Genomic DNA, 16,380 nt, shown 5'->3' with positions numbered 1-16,380 from the left:
GTTGGAGTTCGCTTCAACCGGCATTTTTTATGGCTGTTTGTCGTCGTTTTGTTCTTGGAGGAGCTGCCCGTTACGGTGCTGCTGGTGTTTTTTGATCCTTTTATAAGCATGGCGAACCGCATCCTGGACACGTACTTGAGTATCCAGATATTCCTGCGGAGACATATAAAATGACATGTCGATATCATAACGGATATAGCGAGGTGGGATTTCATTGAGTGCGATACAGGCCATGTCGGCCAGGTGCTCACTATCATCAAATTCATGAGCATATTTATCGTTAATTTCATTAAATACTAGACGTTCATAATAGTTATGTACAGAATCCAAATCGAACTCCTCCTCATCTACTGACTTGCGTAGGTACATCGCCCCTCCTCAAATCATCCATTGAAATCTGCTTTCAATATACTATTTATCCATAAGGCTCGCCAATAAATTCATGTTATGACAGACATATTGTTTATTCGGTATGTTCCGGTAGGCAATAAAAAAGCACCCGAAGGTGCTTTTTTATTTATCAAACTTGATTAAGATCGATTATTTTTCACGCGCTACCGCACGATGACCGATATCGGTACGATAATAAGTCTCATCCCAGTTGATTTCGGCAACACCTTCATAGGCGCGTTGCTGGGCCGCGGTCACATTGGCACCCAAAGCGGTGACACACAATACACGCCCGCCAGCGGTAACCACCTGGCCGTCTTTACTTGCCGTACCGGCATGGAAGACCTTGATGTCGGCTGAATCGGCATTTTCAATACCGGTGATGACATCACCTTTACGGTATTCATCCGGATAGCCGCCAGCCGCCATGACCACACCTAGAGCTGCACGCTCATCCCAGTCGGTCGTCATACCTTCCAGTTTGCCATCGATTGCCGCCAAGCAAAGTTCAGCCAAATCCGACTGCAAACGCATCATGATTGGTTGAGTTTCTGGGTCACCGAAACGGCAATTGAATTCCAATACCTTTGGTGCTCCTGAAGCATCAATCATCACTCCGGCATACAAGAAACCGGTATAGGGTAGGCCATCTTTTGCCATGCCTTCGATAGTCGGATAGATGACTTCGTTCATAATACGGTCATGGATATCCGGTGTTACCACCGGGGCAGGTGTGTAGGCTCCCATACCGCCAGTGTTGGGCCCTGTATCACCATTATCGCGAGCCTTATGATCCTGAGAAGTTGCCATTGGCACCACGTTTTTGCCATCGGCCATAACAATAAAGCTGGCTTCTTCACCAACTAGGAATTCTTCAATAACAACACGAGAACCGGCGTCACCGAATTTATTGCCGGCAAGCATATCGGAAACCGCTTCTTTTGCTTGTTCCATAGTGTCTGCAAGGATAACCCCTTTACCTGCCGCTAGACCGTCAGCCTTAATCACAATCGGTACACCCATTTTTTCCAAATATGCGTGTGCCGGTGCGATTTCGGTAAAGACTTCATAAGCCGCCGTTGGAATATTGTGCTTGGCTAGGAAGTCTTTGGAGAACGCTTTTGAACCCTCCAGTTGGGCAGCTCCAGCCGTTGGGCCAAAACATTTAAGGCCGGCTTCGGTGAAGGCATCCACAACACCTAAAACCAGTGGAACTTCCGGGCCGACAATGGCTAAATCAATGGCATTGCTTTTGGCAAAATCAACCAAGCCTTGAATGTCATCAACGGCGATATCCACATTGGTCAGGTTTTCTTCCAAAGCCGTACCGGCATTACCTGGTGCAACAAATACCTGACTTACTTTTGTTGATTGCGCCGTTTTCCACGCCAGAGCATGTTCGCGACCGCCACTACCAATAATTAATACATTCATTCTTTCACCTATCAAGGGGCTAACAGCTTTAATAATTTTTATCACCATCCAAATCCGCGTTCAAAAATGGTCACTTACACTTGTAAGCTCACATTTTTTGCCTTGATTTGAATGGCGCTAAAAAACATTAAAGCTGTTATTTTTCAATTTTTGAGTTAATTTTTTTAAGTTTACTGAAAAAAGTAATGAGCGTTTTGCTCAAGTTCAAGGTGGATAACAGAACCGCAGCGCAGCGTATTAAGATACGTGAGCAGCGGAAGCTGTTTATCCAACACAGAAATTGAGTAAACAAGCCGTTACGATTCCTTCTTCAACTCTTAAAAAGAGCGTGTTGCCTGAATTCAAGGCTTGTAACAAAACCGGAGCGGAGTGTACGTCTTGTACATGAGCACCCGAAGTTTGTTACATAACGCAGAAGTCAGGTAAACAAGCCTTTTTAATGTTTGAAGTGGCGCATCCCTGTGAACACCATCGCGATGCCGTGCTCGTCTGCCGCATCGATCACTTCCTGGTCACGCATTGATCCGCCTGGGTGGATTACCGCAGTAATACCTGCCGCTGCTGCTGCATCAATGCCGTCGCGGAATGGGAAGAACGCATCCGATGCCATTACAGAACCAGGGACCTCCAAGCCTTCATCGGCCGCTTTGATACCGGCGATCTTCGCTGAGTAAACACGGCTCATCTGACCAGCACCCACACCAATAGTCATACCGTCTTTAACGTAAACAATCGCGTTTGATTTAACAAACTTGGCCACTTTCCATGCAAACATCAGGTCTTTCATCTGCTCATCGGTTGGCGCTTTTTTGGTCACAACTTTCAGATCAGCCATATCAACCATGCCTAAATCGCGGTCTTGAACCAATAGGCCACCAGTAACACGCTTATAATCATAAGCCGCTAGTTGCTCACCCAGTGCACCACACTCTAGAAGACGTACGTTTTGTTTTGCGGCAACCGCTGCCTTAGCGTCTTCAGATACGCTTGGTGCGATAATGACTTCAACAAACTGACGGTCGATAATCGCCTGAGCGGTTTCGACATCCAACTCACGGTTAAAGGCGATAATGCCACCGAAAGCCGAAGTCGGATCCGTCTTATAAGCGCGGTCATAAGCTTCAAACAGGCTTGAGCCGACGGCAACACCACAAGGGTTGGCGTGTTTTACGATCACGCAAGCGGTGTCATCGAATGTCTTAACCAGTTCCAAAGCGGCATCGGTGTCGGCGATATTGTTGAAAGACAGCTCTTTACCCTGAATTTGGGTCGCAGTCGAAATTGACGCTTCCGCAGGATTGCGTTCGGTATAGAAGGCCGCATTCTGATGCGGGTTTTCACCGTAACGCATAGACTGTTTTTTGACGAACTGAGTGTTATAGGTACGTGGGAAGTTATCGGCATCATCCGAGCCGAACATAGTACCGAAGTAGTTTGAGATAGCGCCATCGTAACGTGCTGTCTGTTCAAAGGTTTTGATCGCCAAATCAAAACGCGTGGCATGAGCCAATTGGCCGTCGTTCGCTTTTAGTTCGGCAAGAATACGACTGTAATCGGCAGGGTCAGTCACTACTGCTACGTCTTTGTGGTTTTTCGCCGCAGAACGCAACATGGTTGGGCCACCGATATCGATGTTTTCAATAGCGTCTTCTAGAGAACAGTCGGCTTTAGCGACGGTTGCTTCAAACGGGTAAAGGTTAACAACAACCATATCGATCGGGTCGATACCGTGTTCTGACATAATCGCATCATCGGTGCCGCGACGACCCAGTAGACCACCATGGATTTTTGGGTGTAGGGTTTTTACACGCCCGTCCATCATTTCAGGAAAACCGGTATACTCAGAAACTTCAGTCACAGCCAGACCGGCTTCAGAAAGAACTTTGTAGGTTCCACCAGTAGAAAGAATGGCAACGCCAAGATTGCTCAATTCTTGAGCAAATTCAAGAATGCCGTTTTTGTCTGAAACGCTAATTAAAGCACGACGAACAGGTTTCATTGTTAATCTCCAAAAGTCGAAAATCGATAAAAATATAAAGTTGTGGAAAAATAAACTCAGTTATGACTCTATTGAGTGTTAACTAAGCGTTTTCAATTTGGTATCTCTGCATTTTCTTTTTTAGGGTATTGCGGTTCATCCCTAAAATATTAGCCGCTTGGCTTTGGTTAAATGCGGTTTGCTGTAAGACAAACTCAATCAGCGGTTTCTCTACCTGTTGGATGACCATGTCATAAACATCCGTCACCGATTCATCGTCCAGGGTGGCAAAGTAGCCTTGTAGCATCAATGTCACGTGATGGCTTAAACAGGCCGGCTGCTTGTCATCACTCATTTGGCGATCAGTCATAAGTATCCATGTGTCGTATCTATTATTTTTGTTTTTGCTGTGCTATGCCTATTTTGCTGTAGCCCAGTTCGGCAAAGAAATCATAAACTATATCTAACTGTAAATCAGCCTGCTGTAGTTGGTTGAACTGTCTTCTGAGTTGCTTGCCATCAGGCAGGTGTTGCGCGTACCAACCTAGATGTTTGCGGGCTATCTTAAGCCCTAAGTCCTCACCATATAGGCGGTGTAATCCTGAAATATGTTGCTTAACTGTCGCGGCGAACTCTTCTAAGCTCGGCTTTTCGAGATGGTTGCCTGAGTTAAGGTAATGATTTATTTCACGAAATATCCAAGGATAACCTTGTGTAGCTCTGCCGAGCATTATGCCATCGGCAAGCGTGTATTCTAATACAAAATCAGCCTGTTCGGGGGTGCAAATATCACCATTTGCAATCACCGGAATCGAGAGCGCCTGTTTGACCTCTTTTATCGTCTGATATTCGGCTTCGCCGGAGAACTTTGCAGCTCGGGTTCTGCCATGAATAGTCACCGCTTGCAATCCGCACTGTTCTGCCAGTAGGGCGATTTGCAAAGCGTTTTTTGTACTGTCGTCACTTCCGGTGCGGATTTTCACCGTCACCGGTACATTGACCGCGGCGACTACTGTTTGAAAAATCTCTTCGACCTTGTCCGGCATCGCCATCAAGGCAGAACCGGCAGCGACATTGCAGACTTTTTTCGCCGGGCAGCCCATGTTCAAATCAATAATTTGCGCACCTTGAGAGACTTGCCATGCGGCAGCTTCGGCCAATTCAGTCGCATCGGTTCCAATTAACTGTACGGCTCGTGGTTCGGGATCGGTCAAGCTGGCATGGCGGGTGGAGGATTTTTTTGAATCCCACAGCTGCTTTTTCGATGCCACCATTTCAGCCAGAGTGTAATCGGCACCCTTATCGCGACAAAGCTGGCGATACACCGCATCGGTAATGCCCGCCATTGGTGCCAGCACTAAATTGTGTTTAAACTGGTAAGGGCCTATCTGCAAGCTCATAACGACAGCTGCTGCATCAATTTATTTTTTATAGCCGGACAACAGACCCCATTCATCGAGAGACTGCTGTTCATCGAGTTCTATATCGAACTGGCGGTAATGCTCAATCAGTTCTGCCGACTGTACCGCAAGTAGGCCGGATAATACCAGGCGGCCACCGGATTTAAGCAGGCGTTGGAACTCCGGGGCGAGTTCTTTTAATGGTCCGGCGAGAATATTGGCGATCAATAAATCGACCGGTTCGCTATCAAAGTCTTTTACCAAGGCAAACGGAATCTGTTCGTTATTGCGGTTTGCATTCTCGATGCTGGCGCTAATCGCTTGAGGGTCGATATCGGTTCCGGTAACTGTTTTGGCACCCAGTTTTTGCGCTGCCAAAGCCAAAATCCCCGAGCCGCAGCCATAATCAATGACGGTTAGATTGTCAGGCGAATTTTTGTCCAGCCAGCTTAAACACAACGATGTGGTTGGGTGGGTGCCGGTGCCAAAAGCCAGCCCGGGATCTAACAAAAGATTTACCGCATCGGCATCCGGTACTTCAGTCCAGCTTGGTACAACCCACAGACGTTCACCAAACTGCATAGGTTTGAATTGATCCATCCAGGCGCGAATCCAGTCTTTGTCTTCCAAGACTTCGGTTTTATAGCTGTCTGCGGAAATCTCCGGCATCTGTTGGCTGAGGAAGTCAATGACTTGTTGGCTGTCGACTTCGGCATCAAATAAGCCGATGACCTTGGTTTGAGACCAGACCGGTGTGGTCCCCAAATCCGGTTCAAAAATAGGTTGGTCAAGGGCGTCTTCAAAGGTGACCGATGCGGCATTGGCTTCCATAAATGCATCAGACAGTGGTTCCGCCAGTGTTTCATTGACGATCGCATTGATTTGAATCCAAGCCATAAAAATTCCTAGTCACTTTTAGAATGAAATTGGGGATTAGCTCATCTATTCGCCAGCAAACCCCGGATATATAGAAAGCAAAAAACCTCTAATACCGCAAAGTATTAGAGGTTTTCCGTTTTTTGTGCAGATTATAACAGGAAACCTAGCCGTGCGTTTAACAGCTTTGCTTTCTGTCTGGTGCCGTTTTTAAAGCAGGTGCTCTAAACGCTCTTCCAGATAGTGGATATTACGGCCACCGTCTTGGAAACCACCGTCATTCATGATTTCACGCTGCAGATGGATATTGCTATCAATGCCGGTAATGACCATTTCGCTCAGCGCACAATTCATACGTGCGATGGCGGTCTGACGGTCGCTGCCGAAGCAGATCAGCTTACCGATCATTGAATCATAATGCGGCGGTACACTATAGCCTGTATAGATATGCGAATCCCAACGCACTCCTAAGCCTCCAGGCAGATGCAGACGCTCGATTTTACCCGGTGACGGCATAAAGTTGCGCGCCGGGTTCTCCGCATTGATTCGACACTCGATGGCGTGGCCGGAAAGCTTGATGTCTTCCTGGGTAATCGATAAAGGCATGCCCATCGCGACTTCAATCTGTGCCTTAACCAAGTCGATACCGGTAACCATTTCGGTGACCGAGTGTTCCACCTGAAGACGGGTATTCATTTCAATAAAATAGAACTCACCGTTCTCATATAGGAACTCGAAGGTTCCGGCGCCACGGTAACCAATTTCAATACAGGCATTGGCACAGGCGCCACCGATTTTGTTGCGCTGTTCAATGGTAATGCCCGGTGCAGGGGCTTCTTCAACCACTTTCTGGTGGCGGCGCTGCATAGAACAGTCACGTTCACCTAGATGAACGGCATTGCCTTGCCCATCGGCCAATACCTGAATTTCTACATGGCGAGGGTTCTCGAGGAACTTTTCCATATAGACTTCCGGGTTACCGAAGAAGCTACCGGCTTCCGATTTGGTTAGCTGGATAGATTTCAATAGGTTGGCTTCGGTATGGACTACACGCATACCACGACCGCCACCGCCGCCGGAGGCTTTGATAATGACCGGGTAACCAATACGTTGTGCGATTTCCAAGTTCTCTTTATCGTTGCTGCCCAATGGGCCGCCAGAACCAGGCACAGTAGGTACGCCTGCCGCTTTCATCGCTTTGATGGCAGAAACCTTATCGCCCATTAAACGGATCGTTTCGGCTTTAGGACCGATAAATTTGAAACCGCTTTCTTCAACGCGTTCGGCAAAGTCGGCGTTTTCAGAGAGAAAGCCATAACCCGGGTGGATCGCTTCGGCATCGGTCACCTCTGCCGCCGAAATCAGTGCTGGGACATTTAGGTAGCTTTCGCTTGACGGCGCAGGACCGATACAAACGGTCTCGTCAGCCATTAAAACGTGTTTAAGATCAGCATCCGCAGTTGAGTGAACGGCGACGGTTTTAATGCCAAGCTCTTTACAAGCTCGCAATACGCGAAGCGCGATTTCACCGCGGTTGGCAATGAGAAGTTTTTCAATCATCGATAATCCCTTATTCGATCACGAATAGTGCTTGACCAAATTCAACCGGCTCACCATTGTTACCTAGAATTTGCTTGATGGTACCTGATTTATCCGCCTCGATAGGGTTCATGATTTTCATCGCTTCGATAATGCATAGCGTGTCACCTTCAGAGACCTTGTCGCCAACCTTAACAAAAGGTGCGGCATCTGGAGATGGTGCTGAATAGAAAGTTCCAACCATTGGCGAAGTGACTTTGTGGCCGCTGACCTCGGTGCTTGTGGCAGGAGCTTCGGCAGCGGCCGGAGCTGGCGCCGCCGTTGCCACCGGGGCTGGTGCCGCCGCCATGGGTGCCGGGGCGCCAGAAACGATGACTTGTTGTTCTTTGCTGCGTGAAATACGAATGTTGTGCTCGCCTTCTTTGATTTCGATTTCGGCGATATCTGACTGTTCTACAATCTCAATAAGTTTGCGGATTGAACGAATATCCATGATGTATCCTTTTTCCTTTGGATTTTTTTGTATTTTCTAACTGATTAACATTTTGATGATTTGGATTTGGCGATTCAGCTTTCTTCCAGCTTTTCTGCGGCGGCTTCAAAAGCTAAGCGATAACCTTTGGTGCCTAACCCGGCTATAACGCCTTCAGCCAAATCAGAAAAATAAGAGTGATGACGGAACGACTCACGTTTATGGATATTGGATAGGTGGACCTCGATAAATGGAATATCCACGGTTGCCAAGGCGTCACGAATCGCAACACTGGTGTGAGTGAAAGCGGCCGGATTGATAATGATATAGTCGGTATCGTCATCCATCGCTTTATGGATGCGCTCGACGATTTCATGTTCTGCATTGCTTTGGAAGTCGAACAGGCGAATATTGTATTCATCGGCTAAATCAATTAAGCCGGAAATAATGTCTTCTAGGGTTTCATGCCCGTAGATTTCAGGTTCGCGACGTCCCAACATGTTTAGGTTTGGGCCATTAATTACCAGAATACTTGCCATATCGCTCACTATCCAAAAAATGTGTGTGTCTGGATTATAACGTATCTGGTTGGTGAACACTATGATGTTACAAGCTAATTTGGAAGTTTTTTGGCATGAACTGCCGCGTACTGCTCTGAAAATCACTAAAAGCGCGCAAAAGTTAAGTTTTGCTTTGTTGGTTGGGTGTTAGGTTGTCAGTCTATAAAAAACTCCACGCTACCGAAAAGGCAGGTGGAGTTCGATTGTGTTTGCTCACTATAGCAGATAGTGAGATGGCCAAGGTGTTATTTATTGAATGCTTGGTTGATAACTGCGGTGAAGTCATCGGCATTTTTAAAGCCTACCACACGTTGCGCTTTTTGTTCGACCCCTTCAGTATTAAAGAACAAAATGGCTGGAGGTCCGATAATACCGAATTGTTTCATTAGTGCCTTATCAATATCATCATTCGCGGTGACATCGGCCTTTAATAGGGCGACACCTTCAAGTGCCTGGTGTACTTTAGCCTTGGAGAAGGTCAGTGCCTCCATCTCTTTACAGCTTATGCACCAATCCGCGTAGAAGTCGAGCATCACCGGTTTGCCTTTTGCCAGCTCAGCGTTTAGATCTTCTATCGATTTGATCTTGTTAAAGTCCAGTTTGTCGGCCTGCTGTTGCATCACTTTGCCGCCACCTTGGAATACCTGTAGCGGTTGGAACATCTGTTTAGAACCACCTAATAAACCAATCAGGATCGCGGCACCGTAGAAGAATAAAACCAATCCCAGGCCTTTTGAAAGTCTGAACCAGCCGGAGGTGTCCTGAGTGGAACTGAAAGCGCCCATATATACCGCAGAGATCATCAGTAACATCGCCCAGCTTAGCATCGCCGCTTCTACCGGAATGATTCTTTCCGCCATCCAGATGGCAATGGCGATAAGCATAACACCGAATACGGCTTTGACATTATCCATCCATACACCGGCACGAGGTAACAGTTTACCGGCTGAAGTTCCCAGCAGAAGTAGAGGCAGCCCCATCCCCATACTCATGGCAAACAGAGCCAGACCACCTAATAAGGCATCACCGGTCTGGCCGATATAAATCAAAGCACCGGCTAGAGGCGGGGCAACGCAGGGGCCGACAATCAATGCCGATAAAAAGCCCATTATTGCAACGCCGGTCAGGGTGCCACCTTGCTGTTTATTTGAAATATTGGTTAACTTCGATTGCAGAGAACTTGGCAGCTGCAATTCATAGAAACCGAACATGGATAGCGCAAGCAGCAAGAAGATAATACTGAAGCTACCGATAATCCAAGGGTTCTGGAAGGCTGCCTGGAGGTTTTCGCCAAACACGCCTGCCAGTACGCCGGCAACGGTATAGGTCACCGACATGGCCAATACGTAAACGAGCGACATAATAAAGGCGCGTTTAGTGGTTAGTTGATCGCCTTGGCCTACAATAATACTCGATAAGATGGGAATCATCGGGAATACGCAAGGTGTTAAAGACAGTAATAAACCGAATACCAAAAAGGTTGCGATCACAATCCAAACGCTGCTGTTTTTCAAGGTGTCGGCAATCATGTCGCTTTCCGACTGGTCGCCGGATGTTGAATCCATGACGACGGCACTCGCAACTTGGGCTCCGCTGCTTGCAGAAACCGCGTTCAAATCGATCTGCTTTTTAGCCGGAGGATAACAGACGCCGTTGCTCGCAGAACAACCCTGGTATTCAATCTCGATAATGCTGCCGGCGGCGGCTTGCTTAAGCGCGAGAACCGCTTCGATATCACCGTGGAAGACATGGGTTTTACCGAAAAGTTCATCATCGATCAAAGTCGCCTCAGGCAGTTGCAATTTGCCGTGCTGGATATCGCCTTGCAGTGTTTTAACTTTGATTTTGTCACGATAAAGGTGATAGTTTGGAGCAATCGACCAATTGATGATTAATTGATTGCCGTCTTGCTTAGCTGAAAATGCGAAGGCATCATCGGCATCCAATAATTCGTCTTGACCTGTATCAGCGCTTAGGTATTTATTGAGTTCATTAAGACTGCCAAAGCTTGCAGGGGCTGGATTCTGTCCAGCTTGAACCGCTGCAGCGTTTAGCTTGAAGGACCGGGTCTGTGGCGGATAGCAAACGCCCAGTTTTTCAGAGCACCCTTGATAACTTACGCTGATGTCACTGTCACCGTTTCCGCTGTAAGGTATGGTTATGACGGCCTTATCGGCAAACACATCGCTTTTACCGAATAAAGGATCGTCAATGGTTTTATAGGCTGAGTATTGTGGTGTCTGTAAAACAATATTGCTGGCTTTTACAGACATCTTATCTTTATAGAGTTTATAACCATCGGCGATTTTCCATTCAACAATGAGCTTGCCATCGGCAAATGTCGGTTGCTGTAATTGAAATGCTTGATCGACTTCTAATAGCTCATCACTCGCCAAAGCTTGCTGGGGCGCTAATACGCTGAAACTTAATAAAATGGCGCTGAACCAAATTAATGCTTGGGTGGATAGTGAATGAGTGCTGGCTGTTTTCATAAGAATCTCTTTTAAGGTCTCTTTGCTTACCTGAGACAGTTAACTCTATTTAAATTAACGGACAATTATAATCTTTTCGATTGTTTAATAAAGCATGTTGCGTAGCGAAGTGATAAGTTTCATGGTTTCTCCATTTTTTAGCGAAAAATCTAACGTTAGTCTGTCCTCCGATTGCCGCCGATGTTAGGCTATTGGCAAAGATTTTTGTTATGAGACCGTGTAAATGCGAATTTTATTTTTATTATTGTTTGTTGTTCCATTGATTGAGCTTTATTTTTTGATTCAGGTTGGTAGCTGGATAGGCGCTTTACCGACTGTGTTGTTGACCATCGCAACGGCGGTTATCGGGGTTTTCTTGATGAGAAGTCAAGGCTTGGCTACTCTGCAGACAGCGCAAACGCAAATGGCGCAGGGAGAATCTCCGCAAGCTACTCTAATGCATGGCGTGCTGATTTTTCTGGGTGGCGTTATGTTGTTTTTTCCTGGCTTGATTTCCGACACTATCGGCTTGTTGCTATTAATACCTTTGGTACGAAACCTGTTGATTAAAGTGAGTGCCAAGGGAATGAAGACACAAGGTTATTATCGCTACCAGCAGGATGATAATATTTATGAAGGTCAGTGGCACGAGAAAGAGCCACAAGCTCCGAAAAACTTGCAGCATGACGATAAACCGGTCATTGATGCAGATTTTGAAGATAAGGATAAGCGTTAAAAGCTAGATCAGAACTATTCGGGAAGTTTGATTTCACCGGATTGATGGTCTTCTTCAAAAAGCACCAGTTTGTTGGCTTGGGCACGTACCGATTTACGAGTAATGAGTTTTTTCTGCACTTCGCTAGGAAGCTCGGTAAATTGAATAATTCCTTTTAAGGTCAATAACTCAATCAAATCTTCCAGAACACGAATAAAACCTTCATCTGAATGTTGCAGCAGACTTTTGGCGTCTTCCAATGTTTCGCCGCCTTCAGCAAGAAACTGTTGCACCTCATTGCAATAAAGGGGTTGCCATTCACTGAATTCTTCGCTCTGTTGTTGGCTTATCGCTTGTATTTGGCCGTTTTCGTTGCGTCGAACATACATAAGGTTTTTAAAGTCCTGCGTCTTGCATATGCAACATCAAATGCATGCGATCACGTAAATTCAGTTTTTGATAAATCGAAGTCAGGTGCGACTTGACTGTGCGTTCGCAAATATTCAAGTCTTCGGCAACCTCTTTATTGGATTCACCGAGCGCGACCTTTTGTGCGACCTTGAGTTCGGCGCCGCTGAGCACTGATAAATTGGCCTTTGGGGTAGCAGGCAATTTCGGCTGAAGGTTGCCGATCATCGAGTTGACGATGTCTTCAGGGATCCATAAGCCTCCGGCTTTTACGCCTTGATAAGCGGTTTGCAGAATCTGCTTATTAGATAAAGCATCCAAATAGCCTCTTGCACCAAGTGCAAAAACGCTCTTGAACTCTTCAGTGTTAGGATTGCGGCTAAGCACAATGACCTGGTTGTGTTGCTTAATGGATTCTTGTATACGTTGTTGCCAGTTTTCAGTCTGACTGATAATCCAAACAATATCGTTTCGGGTGGTCACGGGGTTTGAATCGGTGACAACCTCTAATTGCGGAAAAGCCTGTTGCCAGGTGGTGGCAACAAAGCCGGGTAAGGTGAATAGCTGCATGGCGTTACCTCTCTGTCATGGCTTGCGAAGAAGCTCTTAGAATAGGTTTGAATAGGTATTCAAGCACAGTTTTTTTACCGGTAATGATGTCAGCTTCGGCAATCATTCCCGGAATAACCTTAATCGCCTCATGAACATCGGCAACGCGGGTTTTGAGTTTTACAATATAGTAGGTATTACCCTTTTCATCGGTAATCGAATCTGGGCTGATTTGCGTTACCTCGGCCTCGACGCCACCATAAATGGTAAAGTCATAAGCACTGAATTTGATGGTCGCCGGTTGCCCTGGAAGCAAAAATGCAATATCTCTTGGATTTATTTTGGCTTCGATAATTAGGATATCATCTGTTGGTAAAATTTCCATTAAAGTCTGACCGGGAGTGACCACTCCGGAAACGGTATTTGCCAAAAGTCGCTGCACGGTACCGTTAATAGGGGAGCGAATGTCGGTTTGCTGCACCATATGTTCAAGGCCGACGGCAGTTTGCTGCAAAGACGCCAATTTGGCAGACGATTCGGAAAGCTGTTCACGCCATTTGGCTATGCTGCGAGCTTTAAGTTCGCTGATTTTGTTCATGGCCTCGTCAATAGCGGCTTTATTACGGTTGATGGTTGCTCGAGTGACATCCAGCTCACCCTGCAAAGAGTTGAGCTCGCGGGTCATTTTAAAAATTTCCACCTCGGAAACCGCGCCCGATTTCAATAAGGGTCTGACGGCGTCAAGCTCCTTGCTGAGCAATTCTATATTGAGTGCGTATTGGTTTCGCGATGCGCGCGCTTCGCGTAGCATCTGTTCTTTTTGTTGCAACTGCGAATGTAATACTTTGCGGTTTTCCTGCAACTCATTCATATTTGCTCTATAAAGACGTTGTTCACGCTCGACAACATCTGGCGCGATATTGATCAGTTTTTGCGGGAAAATTAACGCGGTTTCGTTGGTTAAGGCTTGCAGACGGATAATTTCCGCTCGTAAGGCCAACACCTGGGCTTCGTTTTCATAGAGTGAAGACTCCGAACGGGTAGCGTCGATTTGCACAAGTAAATCCCCGGCTTTAACTTTTTGCCCTTCAGTGACGAGGATTTTTTTGATACTACCTCCATCAAGCGATTGAATGACTTGCAACTTGTTGGATGGAATGACCTTGCCTTGGCCTCGCACAATTTCGTCCAACGGCGCGAAAGCCGCCCAAGTAATCAAACCGACAATAATCAGTGCCACTAAATAGAGTAGGCTTTTTGCCCGAATCGGCTGTTGCTGGATTTTTGCCCATTCGGCATCGATTACCCAGTCTTTATGCTGTAGTTCATTATTGATAATGGCGTTTTTGATCATACGATGACGTTGCTGACCCGGAGCAACCGCCATTTTATTGATCTGTTTGAACAAGCGTTCTTCAGGTGTGTGCTGTTGAGTCATACCTTCAAACTCCCTACACGACCTTGGCGTAAAGCTTCAAGTACGGTTTCAGTCGGTCCGTCGGCGATTACCTTGCCGCTATCCATGACCATAACTCTACTGGCTTTTTGAATCAAATTGATATTGTGAGTAATCATTAATAAGGTTTTGCCTTTGGCGATCTCAGGCACGCGTTGCACAAAGTCTTTGCGACAAGCATAGTCAAACGAACCGGTAGGCTCGTCAAATAATAAAATCGGAGGTTCACCGACTAAAGCGCGTGCCAAGGCGACCGCTTGCTTTTGTCCTCCGGAAAGCAAGCGCCCCTGCTCACCAACGGGTAATTCCAAACCGGCCGAATGTGTTTGCAATAAGCTGTTAAGTCCACAGAACTTGGTTACCTTTAATATCTGTTCATCGCTGACAAAAGGGTTGGTGATAGTGATGTTTTCCTTTAGGGTGCCGAAAAACAAGGTGTTTTCTTGCGGCATATAACCTATATGACGACGTAATACGGCTGGATCAAAGTGCTTTAAATTGATGCCATCCACCATGACGCTACCGGATTCCGGTTCGTAAAGGCCCAGAATCAATTTCTCGATAGTGGATTTGCCGGAACCGTTGCGTCCTAATAGAGCGATGCTTTCCCCCGGTTGAATTTTGAAGCTGACATCTTTTAGGACATATTCATCTTCTTCGCTATAACGGAAATTGACGTTTTTGAATTCGATTTCACCGCGGACGAAATTCGGTGATATCCAGTCTTTATCGGTGGCGCGCTCGGTTTCCAAAGCCATTAGGTTATCCAGAGAATCATAAGCGGTCGCGGCATAGTGATATTGAGACAATAGTCCGGCTGTCTGGCTGATTGGCGACATGGCCCTGACACTTAACATATAGGAAGCAATCAACGCCCCTTGGCTGATTTGGCCTTCAATTATTAAATAAACCCCGATGATAATCACGCTAACGCCGACAATCTGCTGTGTCCAGTGAGCGCCTTGGGTTATGGAGGCTGCAATTAAGCGCATTTTCGCTGCGTTATGCGTCAAAAACAGATTGGTTTTTTCCCAATCGGTTTGAGTTTTACTTTCGATATTGAGGCTTTTTATGGTTTCTAGATTGGCGATCCCATCATATAGAGTGGCATTACGCATCGAACCGGCTTGCATGGCATCTAGCGACAGGCTATGCATTTTGCGTTGTGCGAGCATGGCATAAACCAGTAAAAACAAAGCGCCAAGCAGTATGGGGATAACCAGATAGATATTGATCAAGGCAACGATGGTGGCAAACAACAGTACGAATGGCAGGTCTACCAGCGCTACTACGGTCAAGGAGCCGATAAAGTTGCGAATCGATTCAAATGACTGGATATTGGAAACAAAAGAGCCCGATGAGATTGGGCGATTTTTTAATTTCAGCCCCATGACATGCTCAAGCAGTTCAGCCGATATTTTGATGTCGGCACGGTTGGCGCCTAAATCAATAAACCAGTTTCTTGCCAGCCGTAAAGCGAGTTCGGCGCACATCACCAAGCCGATACCTATGGCCAGCATCCACAGAGTTTCAGTGGTATGGTTAGGCACAACCCTGTCATAGACATTCATGACAAATAAAGGCATGGCAATGGCAAACAGATTGATAAAAATCGAGGCAATTAAGATATCTCGATATAAGCCGTGATTTTCTTTAATAACCCCCCAAAACCAGTGCATAGTGTTTTGGGTAAACTGGGTAGCACGGCTATCGAAGTGGAATTCGGGACGAACGTAAATCACTTGACCGCTGTAGTCGCTTTCCAGCTGGTAAAGTGGCTTTTCCACTACGGTGTCGGGCAAGTCGGGATAAATCAGTTGGGCATTGCCGTCTGTGACGGCAAGTAATACACAAGCGCTTTGTGCGTTATCGTCATCCTTGAGAATCAGTATCGCCGGCATCAAAGAGCTATTGATTTGGGTTAATTTGCGTTTGGCGAACTTGCTCGCTAAATCGGCACGTTTAGCAGCGCGCTCAAAATGTGAGGGACTGAGTTGACCGTTATTTAAGGGTAATCCGGATACAAGGTTATCGCGAGTCGTGTTTCTGTCATGAAAACGACAAAGGATTAACAGACATTCTGTTAGAGGATCGTTGATGATTTTTTCAGTCACAGCGTCTACAGTTTCTAC

The 16,380-nt window shown here is 46.5% G+C and carries 15 protein-coding genes; 1 reads left to right on the top strand and 14 read right to left on the bottom strand.

The window, feature by feature from the left end; genetic code table 11:
- Window positions 1-27: 27 nt before the first annotated feature.
- The 10 genes from FE785_RS08950 to dsbD all read right to left on the bottom strand — a co-directional run bounded on the left by FE785_RS08950 (window position 28) and on the right by dsbD (window position 11,141).
- On the bottom strand, window positions 28-369 hold the full coding sequence (locus tag FE785_RS08950; RefSeq protein WP_138565419.1) for a late competence development ComFB family protein: 342 nt from the start codon (window positions 367-369) through the stop codon (window positions 28-30).
- A 171-nt stretch (window positions 370-540) separates the two neighbouring features.
- On the bottom strand, window positions 541-1,824 hold the full coding sequence (purD, locus tag FE785_RS08945; RefSeq protein WP_138565418.1) for a phosphoribosylamine--glycine ligase: 1,284 nt from the start codon (window positions 1,822-1,824) through the stop codon (window positions 541-543).
- Window positions 1,825-2,260: 436 nt separating this feature from the next.
- Window positions 2,261-3,823, bottom strand: coding sequence for a bifunctional phosphoribosylaminoimidazolecarboxamide formyltransferase/IMP cyclohydrolase (gene purH, locus FE785_RS08940; RefSeq protein WP_138565417.1), 1,563 nt, complete (start codon window positions 3,821-3,823; stop codon window positions 2,261-2,263).
- 82 nt (window positions 3,824-3,905) lie between these two features.
- Window positions 3,906-4,172, bottom strand: a complete 267-nt coding sequence (locus FE785_RS08935) for a helix-turn-helix domain-containing protein (protein WP_238696253.1) — start codon at window positions 4,170-4,172, stop codon at window positions 3,906-3,908.
- A gap of 22 nt (window positions 4,173-4,194) precedes the next feature.
- Window positions 4,195-5,202 (bottom strand): tRNA dihydrouridine synthase DusB, encoded by a 1,008-nt coding sequence (dusB, locus tag FE785_RS08930; protein WP_138565416.1) that lies wholly within the window; start codon window positions 5,200-5,202, stop codon window positions 4,195-4,197.
- Window positions 5,203-5,223: 21 nt separating this feature from the next.
- Window positions 5,224-6,099, bottom strand: coding sequence for a 50S ribosomal protein L11 methyltransferase (prmA, locus tag FE785_RS08925; RefSeq protein ID WP_138565415.1), 876 nt, complete (start codon window positions 6,097-6,099; stop codon window positions 5,224-5,226).
- Between the two features lie 189 nt (window positions 6,100-6,288).
- Entirely contained in the window at window positions 6,289-7,638 is a 1,350-nt protein-coding gene (gene accC / locus FE785_RS08920) for an acetyl-CoA carboxylase biotin carboxylase subunit (protein ID WP_138565414.1), read from the bottom strand.
- Between the two features lie 10 nt (window positions 7,639-7,648).
- Window positions 7,649-8,110 (bottom strand): acetyl-CoA carboxylase biotin carboxyl carrier protein, encoded by a 462-nt coding sequence (gene accB / locus FE785_RS08915; RefSeq protein ID WP_138565413.1) that lies wholly within the window; start codon window positions 8,108-8,110, stop codon window positions 7,649-7,651.
- A gap of 74 nt (window positions 8,111-8,184) precedes the next feature.
- Complete coding sequence (aroQ, locus tag FE785_RS08910) at window positions 8,185-8,628, bottom strand: type II 3-dehydroquinate dehydratase (RefSeq protein WP_138565412.1); 444 nt, start codon at window positions 8,626-8,628, stop codon at window positions 8,185-8,187.
- 266 nt (window positions 8,629-8,894) lie between these two features.
- Window positions 8,895-11,141: a protein-disulfide reductase DsbD gene (gene dsbD / locus FE785_RS08905; protein WP_138565411.1), complete on the bottom strand. Its 2,247-nt coding sequence runs from the start codon at window positions 11,139-11,141 to the stop codon at window positions 8,895-8,897.
- 223 nt (window positions 11,142-11,364) lie between these two features.
- On the opposite strand from dsbD, the gene FE785_RS08900 reads away from it, so the two are divergent.
- Window positions 11,365-11,856, top strand: coding sequence for an FxsA family protein (locus FE785_RS08900; protein ID WP_138565410.1), 492 nt, complete (start codon window positions 11,365-11,367; stop codon window positions 11,854-11,856).
- Window positions 11,857-11,870: 14 nt separating this feature from the next.
- Here the strand turns inward: FE785_RS08900 and FE785_RS08895 are convergent, their stop codons facing one another.
- Genes FE785_RS08895 through FE785_RS08880 form a run of 4 tightly spaced genes read right to left on the bottom strand, consistent with a single transcriptional unit; the run spans window position 11,871 to window position 16,362 of the window.
- Window positions 11,871-12,224, bottom strand: coding sequence for a tryptophan synthase subunit beta like protein (locus FE785_RS08895; protein WP_138565409.1), 354 nt, complete (start codon window positions 12,222-12,224; stop codon window positions 11,871-11,873).
- A 7-nt stretch (window positions 12,225-12,231) separates the two neighbouring features.
- On the bottom strand, window positions 12,232-12,813 hold the full coding sequence (locus FE785_RS08890) for a response regulator transcription factor (RefSeq protein WP_138565408.1): 582 nt from the start codon (window positions 12,811-12,813) through the stop codon (window positions 12,232-12,234).
- Window positions 12,814-12,817: 4 nt separating this feature from the next.
- Window positions 12,818-14,230: an HlyD family type I secretion periplasmic adaptor subunit gene (locus FE785_RS08885; RefSeq protein ID WP_202978297.1), complete on the bottom strand. Its 1,413-nt coding sequence runs from the start codon at window positions 14,228-14,230 to the stop codon at window positions 12,818-12,820.
- A complete protein-coding gene (locus FE785_RS08880) occupies window positions 14,227-16,362 on the bottom strand; it encodes a type I secretion system permease/ATPase (RefSeq protein WP_138565407.1) in 2,136 nt (711 codons plus the stop codon). Before FE785_RS08880 ends, FE785_RS08885 begins: the two co-directional genes overlap by 4 nt.
- Between the last annotated feature and the right edge of the window lie 18 nt (window positions 16,363-16,380).

Origin of the sequence: Thiomicrorhabdus sediminis (genome assembly GCF_005885815.1) — a bacterium.
Lineage (GTDB): Bacteria > Pseudomonadota > Gammaproteobacteria > Thiomicrospirales > Thiomicrospiraceae > Thiomicrorhabdus > Thiomicrorhabdus sediminis.
This window is presented reverse-complemented; position numbering and strand designations above follow the sequence as displayed.